This window comes from Alkalispirochaeta alkalica DSM 8900 (assembly GCF_000373545.1).
In the GTDB taxonomy this organism is placed as follows: Bacteria; Spirochaetota; Spirochaetia; order DSM-27196; family Alkalispirochaetaceae; genus Alkalispirochaeta; species Alkalispirochaeta alkalica.
The window spans coordinates 37,269-54,947 of record NZ_KB891703.1 but is presented as its reverse complement, the minus strand read 5'-3'; the positions used below and the strand labels follow the sequence as shown (position 1 = coordinate 54,947).

At 62.2% G+C, this 17,679-nt stretch carries 14 protein-coding genes; 3 read left to right on the top strand and 11 right to left on the bottom strand.

Annotation, left to right across the window (positions count from 1 at the left end; translation table 11 throughout):
• Both B071_RS16335 and B071_RS0106715 read right to left on the bottom strand, forming a co-directional pair.
• Positions 1 to 812: tetratricopeptide repeat protein (locus B071_RS16335; RefSeq protein ID WP_018526338.1), on the bottom strand; the 812-nt coding region annotated here is incomplete at its 3' end.
• A gap of 162 nt (positions 813 to 974) precedes the next feature.
• Entirely contained in the window at positions 975 to 1,445 is a 471-nt protein-coding gene (locus B071_RS0106715; RefSeq protein WP_018526337.1) for a Dps family protein, read from the bottom strand.
• 264 nt (positions 1,446 to 1,709) lie between these two features.
• Between B071_RS0106715 and B071_RS0106710 the strand changes: the two genes are divergently transcribed.
• The gene (locus B071_RS0106710) at positions 1,710 to 2,381 is read left to right on the top strand and encodes a tetratricopeptide repeat protein (RefSeq protein WP_083914584.1); all 672 of its coding nucleotides are present in this window, start codon (positions 1,710 to 1,712) and stop codon (positions 2,379 to 2,381) included.
• A 39-nt stretch (positions 2,382 to 2,420) separates the two neighbouring features.
• On the opposite strand, the gene B071_RS0106705 is transcribed toward B071_RS0106710, so the two are convergent.
• Positions 2,421 to 3,821, bottom strand: a complete 1,401-nt coding sequence (locus tag B071_RS0106705) for a citrate/2-methylcitrate synthase (protein WP_018526335.1) — start codon at positions 3,819 to 3,821, stop codon at positions 2,421 to 2,423.
• 267 nt (positions 3,822 to 4,088) lie between these two features.
• Here B071_RS0106705 and B071_RS0106700 point away from each other — a divergent pair, with 267 nt between their 5' ends.
• A complete protein-coding gene (locus B071_RS0106700) occupies positions 4,089 to 5,801 on the top strand; it encodes a Na/Pi cotransporter family protein (protein WP_018526334.1) in 1,713 nt (570 codons plus the stop codon).
• Positions 5,802 to 5,885: 84 nt separating this feature from the next.
• The gene (locus B071_RS0106695) at positions 5,886 to 7,157 is read left to right on the top strand and encodes an MFS transporter (protein WP_018526333.1); all 1,272 of its coding nucleotides are present in this window, start codon (positions 5,886 to 5,888) and stop codon (positions 7,155 to 7,157) included.
• On the opposite strand, the gene glgA is transcribed toward B071_RS0106695, so the two are convergent.
• The 8 genes from glgA to B071_RS0106655 all read right to left on the bottom strand — a co-directional run bounded on the left by glgA (position 7,154) and on the right by B071_RS0106655 (position 17,528).
• Complete coding sequence (gene glgA / locus B071_RS0106690) at positions 7,154 to 8,383, bottom strand: glycogen synthase (protein ID WP_018526332.1); 1,230 nt, start codon at positions 8,381 to 8,383, stop codon at positions 7,154 to 7,156. The two genes, B071_RS0106695 and glgA, sit on opposite strands and share 4 nt — an antisense overlap.
• A gap of 129 nt (positions 8,384 to 8,512) precedes the next feature.
• Positions 8,513 to 10,396 carry an aspartate ammonia-lyase gene (gene aspA / locus B071_RS0106685; RefSeq protein ID WP_018526331.1) on the bottom strand — a complete coding sequence of 628 codons (1,884 nt, stop codon included), beginning with the start codon at positions 10,394 to 10,396 and terminating at the stop codon, positions 8,513 to 8,515.
• Positions 10,397 to 10,439: 43 nt separating this feature from the next.
• Positions 10,440 to 11,957 (bottom strand): M81 family metallopeptidase, encoded by a 1,518-nt coding sequence (locus tag B071_RS0106680; protein ID WP_018526330.1) that lies wholly within the window; start codon positions 11,955 to 11,957, stop codon positions 10,440 to 10,442.
• A 109-nt stretch (positions 11,958 to 12,066) separates the two neighbouring features.
• A complete protein-coding gene (locus B071_RS0106675) occupies positions 12,067 to 13,254 on the bottom strand; it encodes an ROK family transcriptional regulator (protein WP_018526329.1) in 1,188 nt (395 codons plus the stop codon).
• A gap of 173 nt (positions 13,255 to 13,427) precedes the next feature.
• Positions 13,428 to 14,186, bottom strand: coding sequence for a copper homeostasis protein CutC (locus B071_RS0106670; RefSeq protein WP_018526328.1), 759 nt, complete (start codon positions 14,184 to 14,186; stop codon positions 13,428 to 13,430).
• A 22-nt stretch (positions 14,187 to 14,208) separates the two neighbouring features.
• Positions 14,209 to 15,042 (bottom strand): carbohydrate ABC transporter permease, encoded by an 834-nt coding sequence (locus B071_RS0106665; protein ID WP_018526327.1) that lies wholly within the window; start codon positions 15,040 to 15,042, stop codon positions 14,209 to 14,211.
• 19 nt (positions 15,043 to 15,061) lie between these two features.
• Positions 15,062 to 15,949 (bottom strand): carbohydrate ABC transporter permease, encoded by an 888-nt coding sequence (locus B071_RS0106660; RefSeq protein ID WP_018526326.1) that lies wholly within the window; start codon positions 15,947 to 15,949, stop codon positions 15,062 to 15,064.
• Positions 15,950 to 16,202: 253 nt separating this feature from the next.
• Positions 16,203 to 17,528 (bottom strand): ABC transporter substrate-binding protein, encoded by a 1,326-nt coding sequence (locus B071_RS0106655; RefSeq protein WP_018526325.1) that lies wholly within the window; start codon positions 17,526 to 17,528, stop codon positions 16,203 to 16,205.
• Between the last annotated feature and the right edge of the window lie 151 nt (positions 17,529 to 17,679).

The window sequence follows — 17,679 nt, the reverse complement described above, 5'->3', positions numbered from 1 at the left end:
AGGGCGCCGGAAAAGTTGTTCCGCTCCATCCGAACCACGCCCCGGTCGTAGTAATGCCAGAAAAACTCCGGGTCCAGCTCGATCGCCCGGTTGAGATCCGCCTCGGCAGCGGCGAACTTCCCCTGGATCGCCCGCGCCCGGCCCCGGTCAGAAAACCCCCGGGGAATCTCGGGAGCCACTTCCACAGCCTTGTCCAGGTATCGCTCGGCCCGGGAGGGGTTGCTCCGGCGCAGGGCCAGGTTACCCAACCCCAGGAGGGCCGTGGAATTGCCCGGATCACTGTCCAGAGCAGCCAGGAAGGAACGCTCGGCGGGATCGAACCGGCGGGACCGCAGCTGCAGCTCCCCCAGGGCCGCAAGAGCATCGGGGCGTCCGGGATCGATCTCCAGAAGTTCCTCCAGCAGACGCTGTTCCTCCCCGGTCTGTTGGCGTGCCCCCGCGATCAGGGCCAGCGAGAAGAGGGCATCGCCCTGCCGGGGATGATCCTCCAGAACCTCCTGGAGGAGCGCCTCGGCACGCTCGAGATCACCCGCAGCGAGATAGAGATGAGCCAGGAGAATCTGCGTCTCCGGCGACTCGGGATCTGCCAGCTGGGCCGCCTCAAAGGCGTCGATCGCCTCCCGGGGATCCCCCAGCATCATTGCGAGGCTGATCGCCTCGTAGGCAGCTTCTACCGGATCGACCGGCTCCTCCGGTTCTTCCGGCAGCTCCTCGGGCACCTCGGGGACCGGAGGTTCCACCTCGGGGGGAGTAGCGCAGGCAAAGGCAAACAACAGGGCCCATACAAAAAGAAGAGATACGGAACGTCGCATAGGGAGGGAGTATAGCAGATGAAAAGGAACTGCATCCAGAGAAACCTGCCCGGCCGGCAGCGGATCGGGTGATCAGCCACCGGCAGCGGGCAGTGCCAGCCAGACCATGGGGGAAATACCCCGGTCAGACTACTGGCGAAGGCGCCCGATTGGCGAAGTCAATCAGTTGGCGAAGGCGCTCCAGAACCAGTTCTGCTTCTCGAACTCCTGCAGCATTCCCACACCGAAATCGGCCGTGACCTCGTCGTTGTGCTCACCGGCGGTCTCGATCAGGCCGCGCACCAGCCCGATGAAATGCGCCAGGTCCTTGAGGACGATCTGGGCCGTCTCCTCGGCGGTGTATTTGCGGCTGGGAAGCTCCTCCAGCGAGGTGGTCTCCAGATACTCCTTGAGAGTTGTGGCGGGGCGGTTCCCCAGCATGAGGATACGCTCGGCCGTGTCGTCGATGAACTCGGCCACCCCCTCGTACATGGTCTGCAGCTCCTTGTGAACGGTGAAAAACTGGGGTCCCTCGATATTCCAGTGCAATGCGTGGAGGTGACCGTAGTAAATGTGAAGATCAGCGAGAAGGGTGCTCAGGCTCCGTCCTACCGCCTCGGTTGCCGCCTTGTCAAACTGCGTTTGTGCCATCATGAATATGTGCTCCTTTCGTGTTTTCTGCCAGATCTCTTCTGCCAGATTTCTTGATACCTTTTTTGGTACCCCCTGGTACCGTCTTTTGTGGTAACCGGATGTACTCTCCGCATCCAATATAACAGATTTTTTCTTTCCCGGCCACTGTTATTAAGAATGATTCCTAATAAAATCGCAGGTATTTCCTGACCGTTCCCGTTGATTTATTCCTGGGGACGGGGTAAGTTAGTCGAAGCTAATTATCTTTACCCTCACTTCAGGAGGATGTCAATGGAACAGTCTCTTCCCGTGACACATTTTCAGCACCTCGTTTCCCGTCGGTTCTTTACCCGGGCTATAGCGGAGCTCTGCCGGGTTGTTCTGGACGAACCCCACCGGGCCGATGCCTGGTGCTACCTGGGAATATGCTATACCGAGACCGGCCACCAGAAGGAAGCCATCGCGGCGCTCACCACAGCCTGGGCTCTGGGGAGCACCTCCTTCGAGGTTCCCGAAGCATTGGGCTGCGCCTGTCTCCGCAGGGGCGATCTTGACGCCGCCGAGGAATGGTTCCTTCGCGCCCTGCGCGAGCTCTCCCTGCACCCCCAGGGCTCACCCCGGGAGGGCCAACCCGACGAACTCCCCTCGGGCGAAACCGCAGCAGAGGAGGCCAGGGTCGGCCGGGGGTCGATTCTGAGGAATCTCGCCATGGCCCGGATCTATCGGGGAAATCCCGAAGATGCCCGATTCCTGCTCGAGGAGGCTCTTGAAGAAACTCCCGATGATATGCTGGCCCTCCACGCCCTCTCGGCGCTTCAGATGCAACTCAACAACCCCGAGGCCGCCAGGAAGAATATCGAGATCATTCTTGCCACGCCCCAGGCTCCCCGCTGGCTCCGGACGGTGGCAGAGCGCAACTACGCCACCCTCCAGGCGGNCTGGCCCGTCACCGCCTGAGAGACCCGGGCCCCGGGCAGCCGGGGCGGGGTCCCGGGGTCAGGAACGGTCCTGGAGAGGAACGTATTTTTCGTCGAATCGGCCTGTGTAGAGGGCCCGGGGCCGGAAGATCCGGTTATGCTCGATGTACTCCATAACCCGGGCGCACCATCCGGAGACGCGGGAAACGGCAAAAATCGTGGTGTAGAGATCCGAAGGGATCCCCATGCTGCGGTAGACGATACCTGAGAAGAAGTCCACGTTGGGGAAGATCTTTTTACTGTCCCCCAGGTGAGCCACCACCTCCTGCTCCAGGGCAAGAGCGGTCTGGTACATCGTCTTGAGCTCGGGGTTCTCCGTGGCCAGCATGCCCGCCAGGGGTCCCAGAATGCGGGCCCGGGGATCGTAGGCCTTGTAGACCCGGTGGCCAAAGCCCATGACCTTTTTCTTCTGTTCCATCGCCGTGCGGTACCATTTCTTCACCGCCGAGGGCTTGCCGATGCGTTCGAGCATGCTCACCACCTCCACGTTGGCTCCACCGTGGAGCGGGCCGCTCAGGGCCGATATCCCCGCACCGATGGCGAGATAGATATCGGAGAGGGTAGAGGCCACCACCATGGAGGCGAAGGTACTGGCGTTCATGCCGTGATCGGCGTGAAGGATCAGGCAGACGTCCATGATCCGCTCCTCCAGCGGCGTGGGACGGCGCCCGGTGAGCATGTAGAGATAGTTCCCGGCAAAGCTCAGATCGGGCAGAGGCTCCAGGGGAATCCGCCCTTCCCTGGCCCGGCCGATCGCGGCGGCCACGCTGGCCACACCGGCAATGAGGTTGTAGCAGCTCTCGGTCTCGTCGGAACTGACCAGATCGGTGGGCTCCACCGTGGAGACGGGACGAAAGAGCCCCTTCAGAAACTGGAAGACCGGGTGTTGCTTGCCCTCGGGAACCGTCTCCATGGCGATGGAATCGTCATCGCTGTGGAGAGCCTCCTGGGAAGAGCTCTCCGAGAGGTGATCCTGGTAGGTCTGTTTCTGCCTCATCAGGTTGGTGCCCAGGCGCAGGGCCGCCATGGGATTCATGCTCTCCACGGGAAAGCTCAGGAGCAGACGCTGGGTTTTGGGGATAAACATGCGGCGCCGCAGGGTTTTGGAAAAGGTCTCCAGCTCTGTCGCCGACGGGAGTTTCCCGTGGAGGAGCAGGAACGAGGTCTCCTCGAAGGATGAATAGGCGCAGAGGTCGAAGATATCGTACCCCCGGTAGATGAGCCATCCCTTGGCACCGTTGACGTAACCGATCCTGGTCTCGCAGGCGATCGCCCCTTCCAGGCCGGGGCCCACGGTACATTCGATCGGCCAGTTCAGGGAGGAGGCCATGTTCGGTTCCGGCTCGTTATCCGTTTCCCGGTAGGCGCGCTCCTTTGCCTCCAGCACGATCCGGGTAATATCATCCAGCGTTTGTTCCATCGTACCTCCTTATGTTTCATCCTGTCCCGTTCCAGCGTGCCCCCCGTGGTGTGGGTCTGTGGCGCGGGTCTGTGGTGCAGTAAGACCCTCCACGATACCACGGCTTTCGGGGATCACGCCAGTCCGGAGAACCTGTCTCACCGCAGGCTGTGAAAGCTGGGTCGTCAAAAGCATCAAACCAGAGGTTTTTGCCTTTTTTCTGCCGAAAGGGGGTCAAAAAGGGCGACAGGCTCTCCGCTTTCGTGTAAGGTACAGCCGGAACGCACCATGATGGCGATATACCAGTTTTTCCACGTTCTTGGAAGTCTTGGCCTTCTGGTCTACGGGATGCGCCTCCTCAGCGACGGTGTCCAGCGCGTCGCCGGGGACCGGCTGCAATCCATTCTGAACTATGTAACAGCCAACCGTTGTGCAGCGGTCCTCACGGGGTTTCTCGTCACCGTTCTGGTGCAATCCTCGTCAGCCACGACGGTCATGATCGTGAGCTTTGTCAACGCCTCCCTCCTGAGCCTGTCCCAGGCGATCGGCGCCATCATGGGGGCCAACGTGGGGACCACCGTCACGGGCTGGGTAATCGCCCTGCTGGGGTTTTCCGTGGATATTTCGGCGGGGGCCTTGCCCGCCGTTGGCCTCGGCGCGATTCTCATCTTCAGCAAACGCCTGCGCAGACCCGACCTGGGAGAGACCCTTCTGGGATTCGGGCTGCTCTTTCTGGGGCTCTCCTTTCTCAAGGATGCCGTTCCCGATATCGGCGCTCATCCCGAGATACTGGAGCGGATCGCCCTCCTCTCGGGGCGGGGCATCCTCTCGGTAATCCTCTTTGTGGGTGTCGGGGCCCTCCTGACGGTGATCGTCCAGTCCTCGTCGGCAGCGGTGACAATCACCCTCACCATGGCCTACGCAGGGTGGATCGACTTTCCCGTGGCTGCGGCGATCATTCTGGGAGAGAACATCGGGACCACCGTGACTGCAAACCTGGCAGCCGTGGGAGGGACGGTGAACGGACGCCGGGCCGCCCGGGCCCACCTGGTGTTTAACGCCCTGGGTGTTCTCTGGATGCTCATCCTCTTCCCCCAGGCCCTGCGGCTGGTGGACTACATCGCCGGTTCACGGCTCCTGCCCACCAGGCTCGCCCTGTTTCACACGGGGTTCAACCTGGTGAACACCTTCATTTTCATCTGGTTTGTTCCCCTCCTGACGCACCTGGCCGAGCGTATGGTGCCCGATAGGGCACCCTCCGCCGTTCCCGGGGGGGCCTACCAGGTACCGATCGCTGCCACCTACGCCGGGAGCCACCCCGAGCTGTACCTTCTGGAGTTACGCTACGAGGTGGTCCAGATGTCCCGGATCGTGGAATCGATGATCTCCGACTCCTGGAGCCTCTTCCGGAACCCCCTGGAGGTAACGGAGGAGCGCCTGCTCAGCCTGAAAGATCGCGAGGACTACACCGATCAGATGCAGGAACAGATCTCGGCTGTTCTTGCATCCTTCGGTTTTCATGCATCCCGGGAGAGCACCACGGCGGCGGCGATCGCCCTGCTGCGGATCGTGGACGAGCTGGAAAGCATCGCCGACAGCAGCTACAACGTGGCCCTCGCCGCAGACCGGTGCCAGCGAAAGAAGATCACCATCTCCGACGAGGCGATCCGGGAGCTGGAACCCTACGCACGGCGGGCGATTGACTTTGCCGGGCTGGTAGATCAGCGGTTGCTCACCCCCGGTAACGACGAGGATCTGCGTCAGGCCCGGAGGCTGGAGGAAGAGATCAACGCCCTGAGGAACATCCTGAAGAAATCTTCCCGCCGCAGAATCCAGCAAGGGGCCGATCTCAAGGGCGAACTCCTGGTGCTGGACGTGATCAGCCACCTGGAGCATATGGGGGACTACGCGCTGAACATCGCCGAGGCGATCCGTCACATGAACGCCCGGGTTCCCCTGCTCATGAAAACCCTGGAGCCCCGGCCCGACGCGCCAGCCTGAGGCCCCGATCTGCCCGGGCCCGAGGGGGCAGCACACCCCGGCCCCTCTTTCTTTTCCCCGCCAGCTATGGTAGACCATGAACCTATGACGCTCAGAGATCTCTTCCGGGACAAGGATCGGCGGTATCTGCTCCTCACAGCCTCCCTGGCCTTTCTTGCCCTGGGAACCTCCCAGGCCCTGTACGGGCCGCTCTATCCCTGGTTTCGCGAGAGTCTCTCCCTTTCGGGTTCTGCCGTGGGGCTGATCGCCTCGTTTCACTTTTTCGGCGCCACCGTGGCGGTCCTGGCGGCGGGGTTTGTCCTGCGGCGAACGGGGTTCAAGCCGGTTATTGTGGCCGGGGCGTGTATCTTCTCGGCGGGGTACGCCGGTTTTGCCGCGAGCACCCTCTGGGGAGGGATCCTTGCCTCGGCGCTTCTGCTGGGGCTGGGCTTTGGAACCCTGGTGAGCTTCAATCTCTTTATCGACGATTACTTTGGCCCCCTGGGTGCGGCGGCGCTGAACCTGACAAACATGTTTTTCGGGATCGGGGCGATCCTGGGGCCCCTTCTGGCAGGGGCCTCGCTCTCCCTGGGAGGGCACCGCCTGGCGTTCCTGGCGGGAGGCGCCGTGGCGCTCCTGCTCCTGGCCATGACCCTTCGCCTGAGACAGCACCACCCCGTGGCGGAGACGGACCGTTCCGGGGCGGGGACAGCCCTGGCGGGAACGGTGGTCTTTCTGGTCTTTCTCGCGCTCTATATCGCCGCCGAAGCCTCGGCGTCGAACTGGATACCCACAAGCCTGACACGGAACCACACACCGCCCGTCGTGGCATCCACCATGGCCATGGTCTGGCTCGCCGTGAGCGCCGGCCGGCTCGCGGCGGTTCCCCTGAGCGTCCACGTGGCGCCCCACGTCATGGTTCTGGGGAGCGCCGGCTGCGCCACGGCCATGTTTCTGCTGGCCCGGTTCGAGCCCGCAGCCCCTCTGGCCTATATTGCCACGGGCTTTTTCATGGGGCCGGTCTACCCCGCCACGGTTTCCTGGATACGGCGGGTCTTCCCGTCCCGGGCTGCCCGCGTCGCCGCTGCCGTTATGGCCGGGGGCGGACTTGGCGGCATCTTCGGCCCTCCGCTGGTAGGAGCCGTGACCGACTCCTTTTCCACAGCCGAAATTCCCCTGGCGATCGCCCTGATCCTGGTGATCGCACTCCTGACGGGGCTGGGAATAACCCTCTTTTTTCCGCTTCGGCCGATCCCCGCCGGAAGGACAGGCCCCTCCGGCAGGGAACGGGACACCCCCCGGGGGGATCAGGAGGGCATCGGCCTGGTTCTCCCCGTGGTGCCCGGCCCCGTGCCGGGATCGGACTCCCGGGACTAGACCTCGGCGGCCCGCCGCTCCAGCAGGGCCTCGTAGAGGTTCAGGGTCTTCCGGGCGATGGCACGCCAGCTGAAATGCTCCTCGGCGCGGCGGCGCCCGGCCTGCCCCATCTGCCTGGCAAGCGCCTTGTCTCCGGCGACCCGGTTGATCGCCTCGGCCAGATCACGGGAAAACATCTCGGGATCCCGGGGAATAAAGGTTCCCCGTTCCAGATCGAGATCGACCAGCAGGCCCGTCTCGTCGGGGACCACAACCTCGGGGATACCCCCGACCCGGGACGCCACCACGGCGGTCTCGCAGGCCATCGCCTCGAGATTGATGATCCCGAAGGGTTCGTACACCGAGGGACAGCAGAAAACCGCCGCGTGGGAATAAAACTGGATCGTCTCGTCCCGGGGGAGCATCTGGTCTATCCAGATAATGTCGGAACGCGAGCTCCGGGCCGCCGCAACACTGGCGTTCATCTCCTGGGCGATCTTGTCCGTATCGGGTGCTCCCGCCAGGAGTACTACCTGGACTCCCGGATCGATCCAGGGAATCGCGTCGACCAGGTGAATGATCCCCTTCTGGCGGGTAATGCGCCCCACAAAGAGTACGTAGGGCCGATCGGGATCGACGCCGTGGCGCTTCAGAGCCTCCGTGGAGGGGTCCTTTCTGTATTCTTCCAGGTCGATTCCGTTGTGAATCACCTCGGTCTTCGCCTCGGCAGCCCCGAAGTGGGTAAAGATGTCGTTTCGGGTCTCTTTGGAGACGGCCACCACGGCATCGGCGTTCTCTATGGCGGTGCGCTCCATCCAGCTACTCAGGTGATAGGCCGAACCGAGCTGCTCGGCCTTCCAGGGCCGGAGCGGTTCCAGGGAGTGGGTGGTAAGAACGAAGGGGATGTTCCAGAGCTTGGCCGCCAGGAGCCCCCCCATCTGGGTGTACCAGGTGTGGCAGTGGACCACATCGGCATCGAGGGTATCCTTGGCCATGGCCAGACTCCGCGAGAAGGCTCCCAGGGCGCTGGTAAAGCGGGGGTCCGTGTTACAGGCCATCTCGTCCCAGGGCTGATACCCCCGGACGCGCAGGTTTCCTTCGGTACTGTCCTGCGTTCCAAAACAGCGCACCTCCACGGGAACAAACTCCGCCAGGGCCTTGCTGAGATATTCCACGTGAACACCTGCGCCGCCGTAGACGTTGGGGGGGTATTCGTTGCTGAAGAGGGCTACTTTTTTCAGTCTCATGCCAGATCACTCCTTTGGGGGTAACGGGGTTCCTGCTCCAAAGTGTAACACACCTGCGCCGCTCCTGTGGCAACCTCTGGCGACTCCCGGGCAAGACCAGGGTGCACAAGACCGGTCACACAAGACCTGTTACAGAGGGTGATCGTTCCTGCGGAGCGGCCTCTGGCTGCCCGGCTCAACCATCCCTTCCGGGCTCAGGAGCGCGTCCAGGGTCTCCCTGTCCAGAAGCCCCTGTTCCAGCACCAGATCGTAGACCCCCCGGTCCTGCTCCAGGGCCTCCCTGGCCAGAAGGCTGCACCGCTCGTAGCCCAGAGCCGGGGTGAGAGCCGTGACCAGACCGATACTGTTCAGCACGGTCTGCCTGCAATGGGCCTCGTTCGCCGTAATTCCGTCGATGCAGCGAGCTTTCAGGGTAACCATGGCGTTCTTGAGCATCTCCACGGACTGGACCAGACTCTGGACGATCACAGGCTCCATCACGTTCAGCTCGAGCTGGCCCGCCTCGGCGGCGATGCTCACGGTGAGATCGTTACCCATCACCTTGAAAGCCACCTGGTTCACCACCTCGGGGATCACGGGGTTCACTTTGCCGGGCATGATCGATGATCCGGGCTGGAGCGGGGGCAGATTGATCTCGCCCAACCCCGCCCGGGGACCCGACGAGAGGAGCCTCAGATCGTTGCAGATCTTGCTGAGCTTGATGGCCAGGCGCTTCACGGCCATGGAGTACATCACGAAGGACCCCGTGTCCTGGGTGGCCTCCACCAGATTTTCGGCCCTGACTACCTCGAGACCCGTGATCTCCCGCAGATGGCGTATCACCAGATTTGCGTAGGCCGGGTCGGCGTTGATTCCCGTGCCGATGGCGGTTCCCCCCAGGTTAACCTCCAGAAAGAGCCGGGAGTTCTCCTCGAGCCGGAGAATTTCCTCCTCCAGGGTCACGGCGTAGGCCTCGAAGGTCTGCCCCAGGGTCATGGGGACGGCATCCTGCAACTGCGTGCGCCCCATCTTGATCACCCCGACAAACTCCTGGCCCTTGCGACGGAAGGACTGGATCAGCTCCCGCAGAACCTGGATCAGCGGCCCGTTCCCCCGAACCAGGGCGATCTTCACCGCCGTGGGATAGGCGTCGTTGGTGGATTGCGAAAGGTTCACGTGGTTGTTGGGGTGGCAGTAGCGATACTCGCCCCGGTTGTGGCCCAGCAACTCCAGGGCCCGGTTGGCGATCACCTCGTTGGCGTTCATGTTGGTGGAGGTTCCCGCCCCACCCTGGATCATGTCCACCGTGAAGTGGGAATGGAGCTTGCCGTTGGCCACCTCCCGGCAGGCCGCGATGATGGCAGCGGAACGAACCGAATCGAGAAGGCCCAGATCGCGGTTGGCCCTGGCGGCCGCCTCCTTCACCATGGCCAGGGAACTGATAATAAGAGGGTAAAAATTGAGGGCAATTCCGCTGATATTGAAATTTTCCAGGGCCCGCAGGGTCTGGATTCCGTAGTACGCCTCGTAGGGGACGTTCCGCTCACCCAGGAGATCCTTTTCGGGGCGGGTTTTCCCCGACTCGTACTGCGCTCCGGCGTCGATAACGCGGTTCGTGGCCCCCTGCATGCGCCGGGCCATGACCCGGATCACCCGGGAAAGCACCTTCACCGTGGCCGAGGGGCTCTCCGAGAGAAACCCCCGGTGCACGATCAATACCAGGGTATCCGCCACGGCCCGGGCCGAGGTGGAGTGGGGAGAGGTGCTTCCCCAGGAGCTCTCTCCCAGAAAATCACCGGTGCTGAAAAAGCCGAGCCGGGTCTCGTTGCCCAGGGCGGTCTGCTTCACCAGCTCCACACCNCCCCGGCAGATGACAAANAGATTTATCCGGGGTGCATTCTGGCGAAAGAGGAACTCCCCCGGAGCGTAGCGCCGCTCCTCCGTACAGGTCAGGAGCGTCTCGAACTCGTCCTCCTGGAGCTCCCGAAAGAGCTCCAGGTTGCGCAGGAACTGGATCGTCTCCACCTTCGTCATGGTCTGCTCTCCTTCGGAAGGGCGCCCGTCCATCGGGGATCTCTCAGAGGGATTCCCGGCCCCCCCCAAGGGATGACCCGAACACAGCAGCCCGGGGTGTGTGCTCGATCTCCCGGTCCAGGGGGAAGAGGGGCCGCGAGAGTTCCCGGAAGGGAAGCGCCTCCAGCACTTCGTTGCTACTCCCCGGCGTCAGGGCCATGATCGTGCGCCGGGCGCACCGNTTGTGGGCATCGGTCAGGTACCCCAGCTTCACCACAATCACTGCGTAGTCATCCACCTTCCGGCCCAAGGCCTCGAACATCCGGGGTGTCACAAAGCCGATGTGGTTGGAGACCAGAATCAGCTCCACAAACCCGACCCGGACCATCACCATATCAGTATGAAAGCGCTCCCACCTTCGCGCAAGGGCAAGAACCTCCACCTCCAGCGCCAGCGGTTTTGAGGTGACCCGATCGAACCGGGCTCCCAGAACCAGTTCCAGCCTGGCTCCGACCCCGGCCTGGAGACACCGCTCCACCGCCGGAGGGTCGTAGATTCCCGCGTAGAGCAGGGGCGCACCCAGANCCCCAAAGGGTTCGCAGGCCAGAACCTGCTCGAGAAAGCCCGTGCAGTCGGCGGAAGATCCGGCCGTGGGGTTATCCCCCGAATCGGAGAGATATACGGGCCACGCCCCCTCTCTGGCNGCCACCAGGGCAGCCTCCAGAGCCTCCTCGGGGGGGTAACTGTCGGTATGGAAACGGAAGTTTTCCCGTTCCTGCCAGAAGGCCCTGGCCAGATCCTCCGCCTCGGCCCGGGCGGAATCGCCGGAGTNTTCCGTCACCACCAGAGCCGAGACACCGTTCTCGGGGCAATCGGCCCAGGGAAAACCCAGAAGGTAGGAGGCAGCCATCACACCGGGTTGTTTCTCCCGCTCCCGCAGAACCTCGATCAGGGCCCGCATGGGCTCCACGCTGGTCTCGGTCTTTTCCCCGGCGATGATCAGGGGAATCTTGCTCCAGCCGATCACGGGTCGCAGGCCCTGACGAAGCATGGCAACGAGCATGCGGGCCGCCTGTTCTCCCGTCTCGAAGCAGTCCGTGTGGGGCGCCTGCTTGTACCCCACCACAGCATCAAGGCACCGCACCATGGGTTCCGTGACGGTGGCGTGCATGTCCAGCGAGGCCGAGAGCGGCGTATGGGGGAAAATTTCCCGGAGCGCCACCAGGAGATCCCCCTCGGCGTCGCCGATCCCCTCAACCCGCATGGAGCCGTGGAGAGAGAGGGCGATCCCGTCGATGTGACAGGACTCGCGGGCTTCCCGGGCTCGCTGAAGAAACTCTTCCTTCACAGAGAGATAGAACTCCCGGGAGACCACCCCGTTGGGCACGGCCCGGGCCATCAGAAGCGGTTCAATCTGGAANCCCTCGGCCTGAAGGGTTTTGATGATTCCGCTGATACTGTCATCGTCGTTCAGAACGTCAAAGATCTCTTCACCCCGCTGAAGGGAAAAATCCTCAGCCCCCGTGATAATGGGNTTAAAGGTATTCGATTCGTGGTGGATGCCCCCCACGACTACGCGCATTGGTCTCATTCTGTCCTCCTTGCATGGGCCCTGTGCCCAGTCTGTTCTGCCCGGTTTTTTCTGACCAGACGGTCCTGGCCAGTCTGTCCTGCCCGGCCGGCACTCCCGGTCATGGCTGATCAATCAGATTTGTCAGGAGAGAACGCCAGATTCGGGCGTCCTGATCCCTCCCCCCGATCCGGGGGATGGAATACAGCGTATCCAGCACCGCAGCGGCGGCGCCCCGGGCCGCGTCGTATTCGGCATCGGCCAGAACTGTCACCTCCACACCGCTGCGGGCGAGCGTCTTCCACTCCCGGTGAAGGTCCTCCTCCAGAACGCGCCGCACCAGGTCCCCCTGGGACGCCAGGTCGCCCCCCACAAAAAGCGCCCGGGGGTTGGTGATGTGCATAAAGAGCATCAGGGTCCGCAGGAGCTCCACCACCAGCTTTCTGCGAATCCCTTCGTCCCGGGAGACCCGGTTCATCTCCTCGGGCGTGAGCGATATCTGGCCGGGAACGGTACCGCTCTCCTCGAAAAAGAGGCTCCGGAACTCCCCGGCCCGGTGGGTAAAGCCGTTGTAGATCGCTCCGTTATAGACCAGCCCCAGGCCGATACCCACCGAGGGGTACCCCGGAGGCAGCAGTTCCTGGCGGTGGAACCGGGGCAAGAGATAGACAAAGGAATCGTCCTGGCCGCTGCTCTCGTACCAAAGCGTTTTCCAGGCGCAGCAGTTTGCATCGTTCTCCATGAGCACGGGGAAGGAGAAGGTCTCCGCCAGGAACGATCCCAGGTGTTCCCCCTCAAGATTATGCGACCAGCATTCCTCGATCACGGGGCCCTCGGGGTCTACCACCCCGGGGATCGCCACGCCCGCACCCAGGACGGGTATGCCCCGGGGAACCTGGCGTTCCACCTCGGTCAGGACGGTGACCAGAAGCTCCTGGAAGGAACCCGAGGCGGCCTCGTACTCCCGGTGAAGCGCGGCGATCTGCCCCCCGGCAATATCTGTCACCTGGGCCTTGTAGTAGTCGGCCTGCAGATCCAGCCCGATCACCGCCCCGTAGCGCCGGTTTATTTCTACCGAGGTTGCCCGGCGGCCGCTCCCCCGGAGAGAGGAGTCCGGGGCCACGGCCCCGCCCTCCAGAACCAGCCCCGCCTGAAGAAGGCGGTTCACGATGTAGGTCACCGTGGAGGGCTGGAGCCCCAGTTCCCGAGCGAGCGTGCGCCGTGATGCGCCACCGCTCCTTCGCAGATAGTCCAGAAGAAGCGAACCGTTGGCCGCCTTCTGATAGCGGCTGTTTCCTACCAGTTTCATTGTCCTGCCAGTCTAGCCTGTTTCTGCCCGTTCTGCCGCTTTTCCTCACTCTGCCGCCTGCCCGCCGGTGTCCATCCGTCGATGTCCACCCGTCGGTTGCCGCCCGAGCCCGGTGTACCGACCGGACCCGGCTGCGATATCCCGTCCGGTTGCCCGGCGTACTCCCGAGGCTGCTACCGCAGACGCTCACACATCTGCGACACCTGCCCCTGGTCGGTGAGGCTCCTGATAAACTCGGGTTGCCGCAGCTGGCCGCCCATAAAGACGTGGTCGGGGCGGTACCTCATGGAACTCTCCTCCTGGAGGTTGGCTGCGACGTGATACTCCCGGGCTCCGATCATCTCTGACACCACCCCGATATTGCGGGGGGTGATGCCCGCCCCGGGCATGATGATAATCCGGTCACCGGCCCGTTCCACCAGCTCCCGCAGGCGCAGCGCTCCCTCAAGAACCGAGGCCTCCTGGCCCGAGGAGAGAATGCGGTCGAACCCCAGGGCGATGATCTCTTCCAGCGCCGCGAAGGGGTCCCTCACCATGTCGAAGGCACGGTGAAAGGTCACGTTCATGGGACGCGCCAGCTCCAGAAGCTCGGCGTTTCGCTCCCGGTCCACCTCTCCCTGGTCGGTGAGTATCCCCAGAACCACCCCGTCGGCGCCCTCCTCCCGGGCCACGCGGATATCCTCGCGCATTACCTCGAACTCCCGGGAGGAATAGAGGAAATCACCGCCCCGGGGACGAATGATCACCTGCAGGCCGATCTCCACGGCCCGCCGGGTTACCCGGATCGAACCGACGCTGGGCGTTGTGCCCCCCTCAAAGAGGTTGTCGCAGAGTTCCACCCGGTCTGCCCCCGCATCGCGGGCCCTCAGGGCCGATTCCACCGAATCGAGGCAGACTTCGATCTTCACCGTCTCTGTGCATTCCTGTTTCATCCAAGCTCTCCTGTTGCTTATGTTATTCCTTGAGCGCGCCTTCGCCAAAGCCGCTGATCAGCAGATTATGGGCACCAATGTAAAACACGATCATCGGGATCGTTCCTATCACCAGGGCGGCAAACTGCATTCCGTAATTCACGTTCAGCCGCCCGGCGAAGGAGTTAATTGCCACGGGAAGACTCCGCATGGACTCCCCGCTGGTCAGGATAAAGACCAGAATAAACTCGTTCCAGTTTCTGAGGAAGGTCAGCACGGCGATGGTGGCCATCACCGGCGAGGCCACAACCACGATGATCCGAAAGAAAACCTGCACGTAGGTTGCCCCGTCTATCACAGCGGCTTCCACCAGCGAGTCGGGGATACCCCGGATATAGGAGCAGGCCAGGAGCACCGCCATGGGCAACCCGAAGGCGATATAGGGAATAATGACGCCGATTCGGGTGTCGTAGAGGCCGATCCGGGTCTGCATGATAAAGAGGGGCGTGATGACGGCGTTCACCGTGATAAGCAGCCCCAGCGTAAAGACTCCAAAATATACTCTGGACGAGGAGTAGCCGAACTTGGTCAGGGAAAACCCCGCTGCCAGGGAAAAAAAGACGGTAAAAAACGTTCCGAACCCCGTATAGATCACGCTGTTTATCGCGGCGACGCCCATATTTCCCATACGCCAGGCGTCGTGATAGTTCTTCACCGTGGGGTTTCGGGGCCAGCCCAGGGGATAGAGCATGATCTCTCCCTGAAGTTTGAAGGACGAATAGAGCATCCAGATCAGGGGAAAGAGGGTTATCGCCGTAAAGGCGAACAGGAAGACATAGGCGAAGAGGCGCCAGCCCCGGGACATATTCTGATTCATCGGTTTCACCGCACTCCCCCTAGTCGTATTTCTTCTGAACCCGGCCGTAGATCCAGCGGGTCAGGGTGATAAGCCCCACGCTGATCACCACCATGATGACGGACACCGCGCTACCGTACCCGAAATTATTGAAGGTAAAGGTGTGCCGATAGAGGTAGATCGACATGACGCTGGTGTAGTTCACCGGGCCGCCCCCGGTCATGGCAAAGACCAGGTCGAAACTCTTGAAGCTCCCCGAAATGGCAAAGATAGAGCTGATGAAAAGAACGTTCGCCAGGGAGGGTACCACCACCCTGGTAAGAATCGTGAACTCCCCCGCCCCATCGAGCTTTGCCGCCTCGATCGTCGAGGAGGGGATTCGCTGCATGTTGGCAAGAAACATCACCATATAGAGGCTGGTGTGCATCCACAGAAGAACCACCAGAATGGGCACCATGGCCCAGTCCTGGTTCTCGAAGATTCGCACCACGTAATCGGGGTTCCCCGTGAGAACCCGCACCATGTTGGTATAGAGACCCACGGGCGAAAAGATACGGTTCCACAAGAGGGCCACCACCACCGCCGAAATCGTGATGGGCAAAAAGATGACCATCTCGAAGAACCGGGTACCCCGCACCAGCTTCCGGAAGAGCAGGTACGCCAGGAGCACACCCAGGGGTATCTGTCCAAAAACGGAGGTGAGCATGATCTGGACGTTGTTCCACAGGGCCCGGTGAAACTCGGGGTCCCGCAGGATCACCAGGTAGTTATCAAACCCCACAAAACCGGTAAGAACAAAGTTCCTCCATCGGGTGAAGGAGAGGACCCCGCTCAGTCCGATGGGAAAGATAATGACCGAGAGGTATATTACCAGCGCCGGAAGCAGCAGCAGGTAGTAACTCACACGCTTGTCTCTGGTCTCGACCATACCTCGTCTCCTGTGATCCTTCTCGTTCCGGCCGGGGTGGTCCGACCCTGGTGGACCGGCCCTTCCGTTCCGGCCCTGTATGCCGGTGGTCATAGCCCGGCCGGTATACCCCGGCTGAATCGTACGCCGGCCACGCCACCGTCCCCGACAGCCGGTCCCGATGGGGTGAGAGATCGCCTCCGCCCCGGGAACATCCCCGGGACGCCCCCCCGGATAAGCCCGGGGGGATCACCGATCCGTAATCAGAGCGGGACTAGTTTCCCACCCGGCTGGAATCATTGGCGGCAACCCACTCCTCGTAGCTCCGGGCCACCTGGAGAGGACTCAGATCCCCGAACATCATCGCCTGGATCGCAGGATTGAGGATTCCCATTCCCTCACCGTCCATCTTGGCGTCGATCACGTATCCCATGGGGGTGTTTACCTGGAACTCGGCGTAGGCCCGCTGGAGCAGGGGCAGATCGAAGTCGTCGTAGTCCAGGGTGTAGGAGGGAACCTCCCCGTGCTGAAGCCTGATAGCCGCACCCTGGGGCCCCTTGTAGAAGCGGATAAACTCCAGGGCAGCCTCGAGTTTTCGGGGGTCCTGGGGAAGGTTCACGTTCAGCCCGAACCCCTCCGAGGGAACGGCCGCGCTGGAACCGTGGCGGACAGACCCGTCGACACGGGGGAAGGTGCCCAGATAGATCGCCTCCTGCTGCGGTATGTCCAGGATGTTGGTCATGGCCGAAGTGCGCCATCCCGCGTCGATCAGGTATACCGAGCGGCCCTGATAGAACTCCTGATTTGCCTCGGGGTTTGACATCTGGTTTACCCCGGGGCTGAAGACGTTCTTTGCCACCATCTCCTGGATGATCTCCAGGGATCGAACAAAGGGCCGGTCCGTGAACGCTGCCTGACCGCTCATGGCGTCGTGAAACCACTCCTGGCCGCCCAGGCGATCCACCAGGACGCTCAAAAGCCAGGAGTTCATGGGCCACTGATCACGGTTTCCCAGGGAGATGGGATAGTAACCGGCCCGGCGGATCGTCTCCACCTGATCCAGCAGCTCCTGGTAGGTCTCGGGGAAGGTCAGTCCCAGCTCATCCATAATGGCCGTATTGGCGTACATCACGTGGCAGACCGCCATGGAGGGGGGCACCGTGTAGATCTCCCCCTCCGGACCCTGGGGCTCCCAGGCAGCGGGGGTAAAACCGTCGAGAAACTCCTGCTCCAGGTAGGGTCTGAGATCGAGAACCCTCCCCGTCTCGGTGATATAGGCCGTGCGCTTTCCCACGTAGGTGGTAAAGAGATCGGGCAGACGCCCCGAGGCGGCCATGGCCTGGAACTTCTGGTGAAAGGCCTCGCCCGTGGCGTATTCGTGGCGAAAGGTGATGTGGGGGTGGGCCTCGGCAAAGGCCTCCATCACGGCGTTGTGCCCCTCGAACTGGGGGTTAGCCGGATCCTTCTGCAGATAGGTGGTGAGTACCACCCGGCCGTCGTCTTCCTTCTGCCCTCCTGCCTGGAGAAGAGACGGTGCCAGGAGCAGGAAACACGCCAGGAAAACCACCGGAAAAGAGCCCGGCCGGACAAGACGTTTCATGAGAACCTCCTTATTGATTCATTCATTGAATTAATTAAAACACCNGAACCGGGAGCTGTCAAGATCGAGTTTTTGGTCCCGGGGAGTTTCCGGCGGGGTGAAAAAAACCTATCTTGAAACAGGGCGCGAACCGGGGGACCCCGAAGGAGGA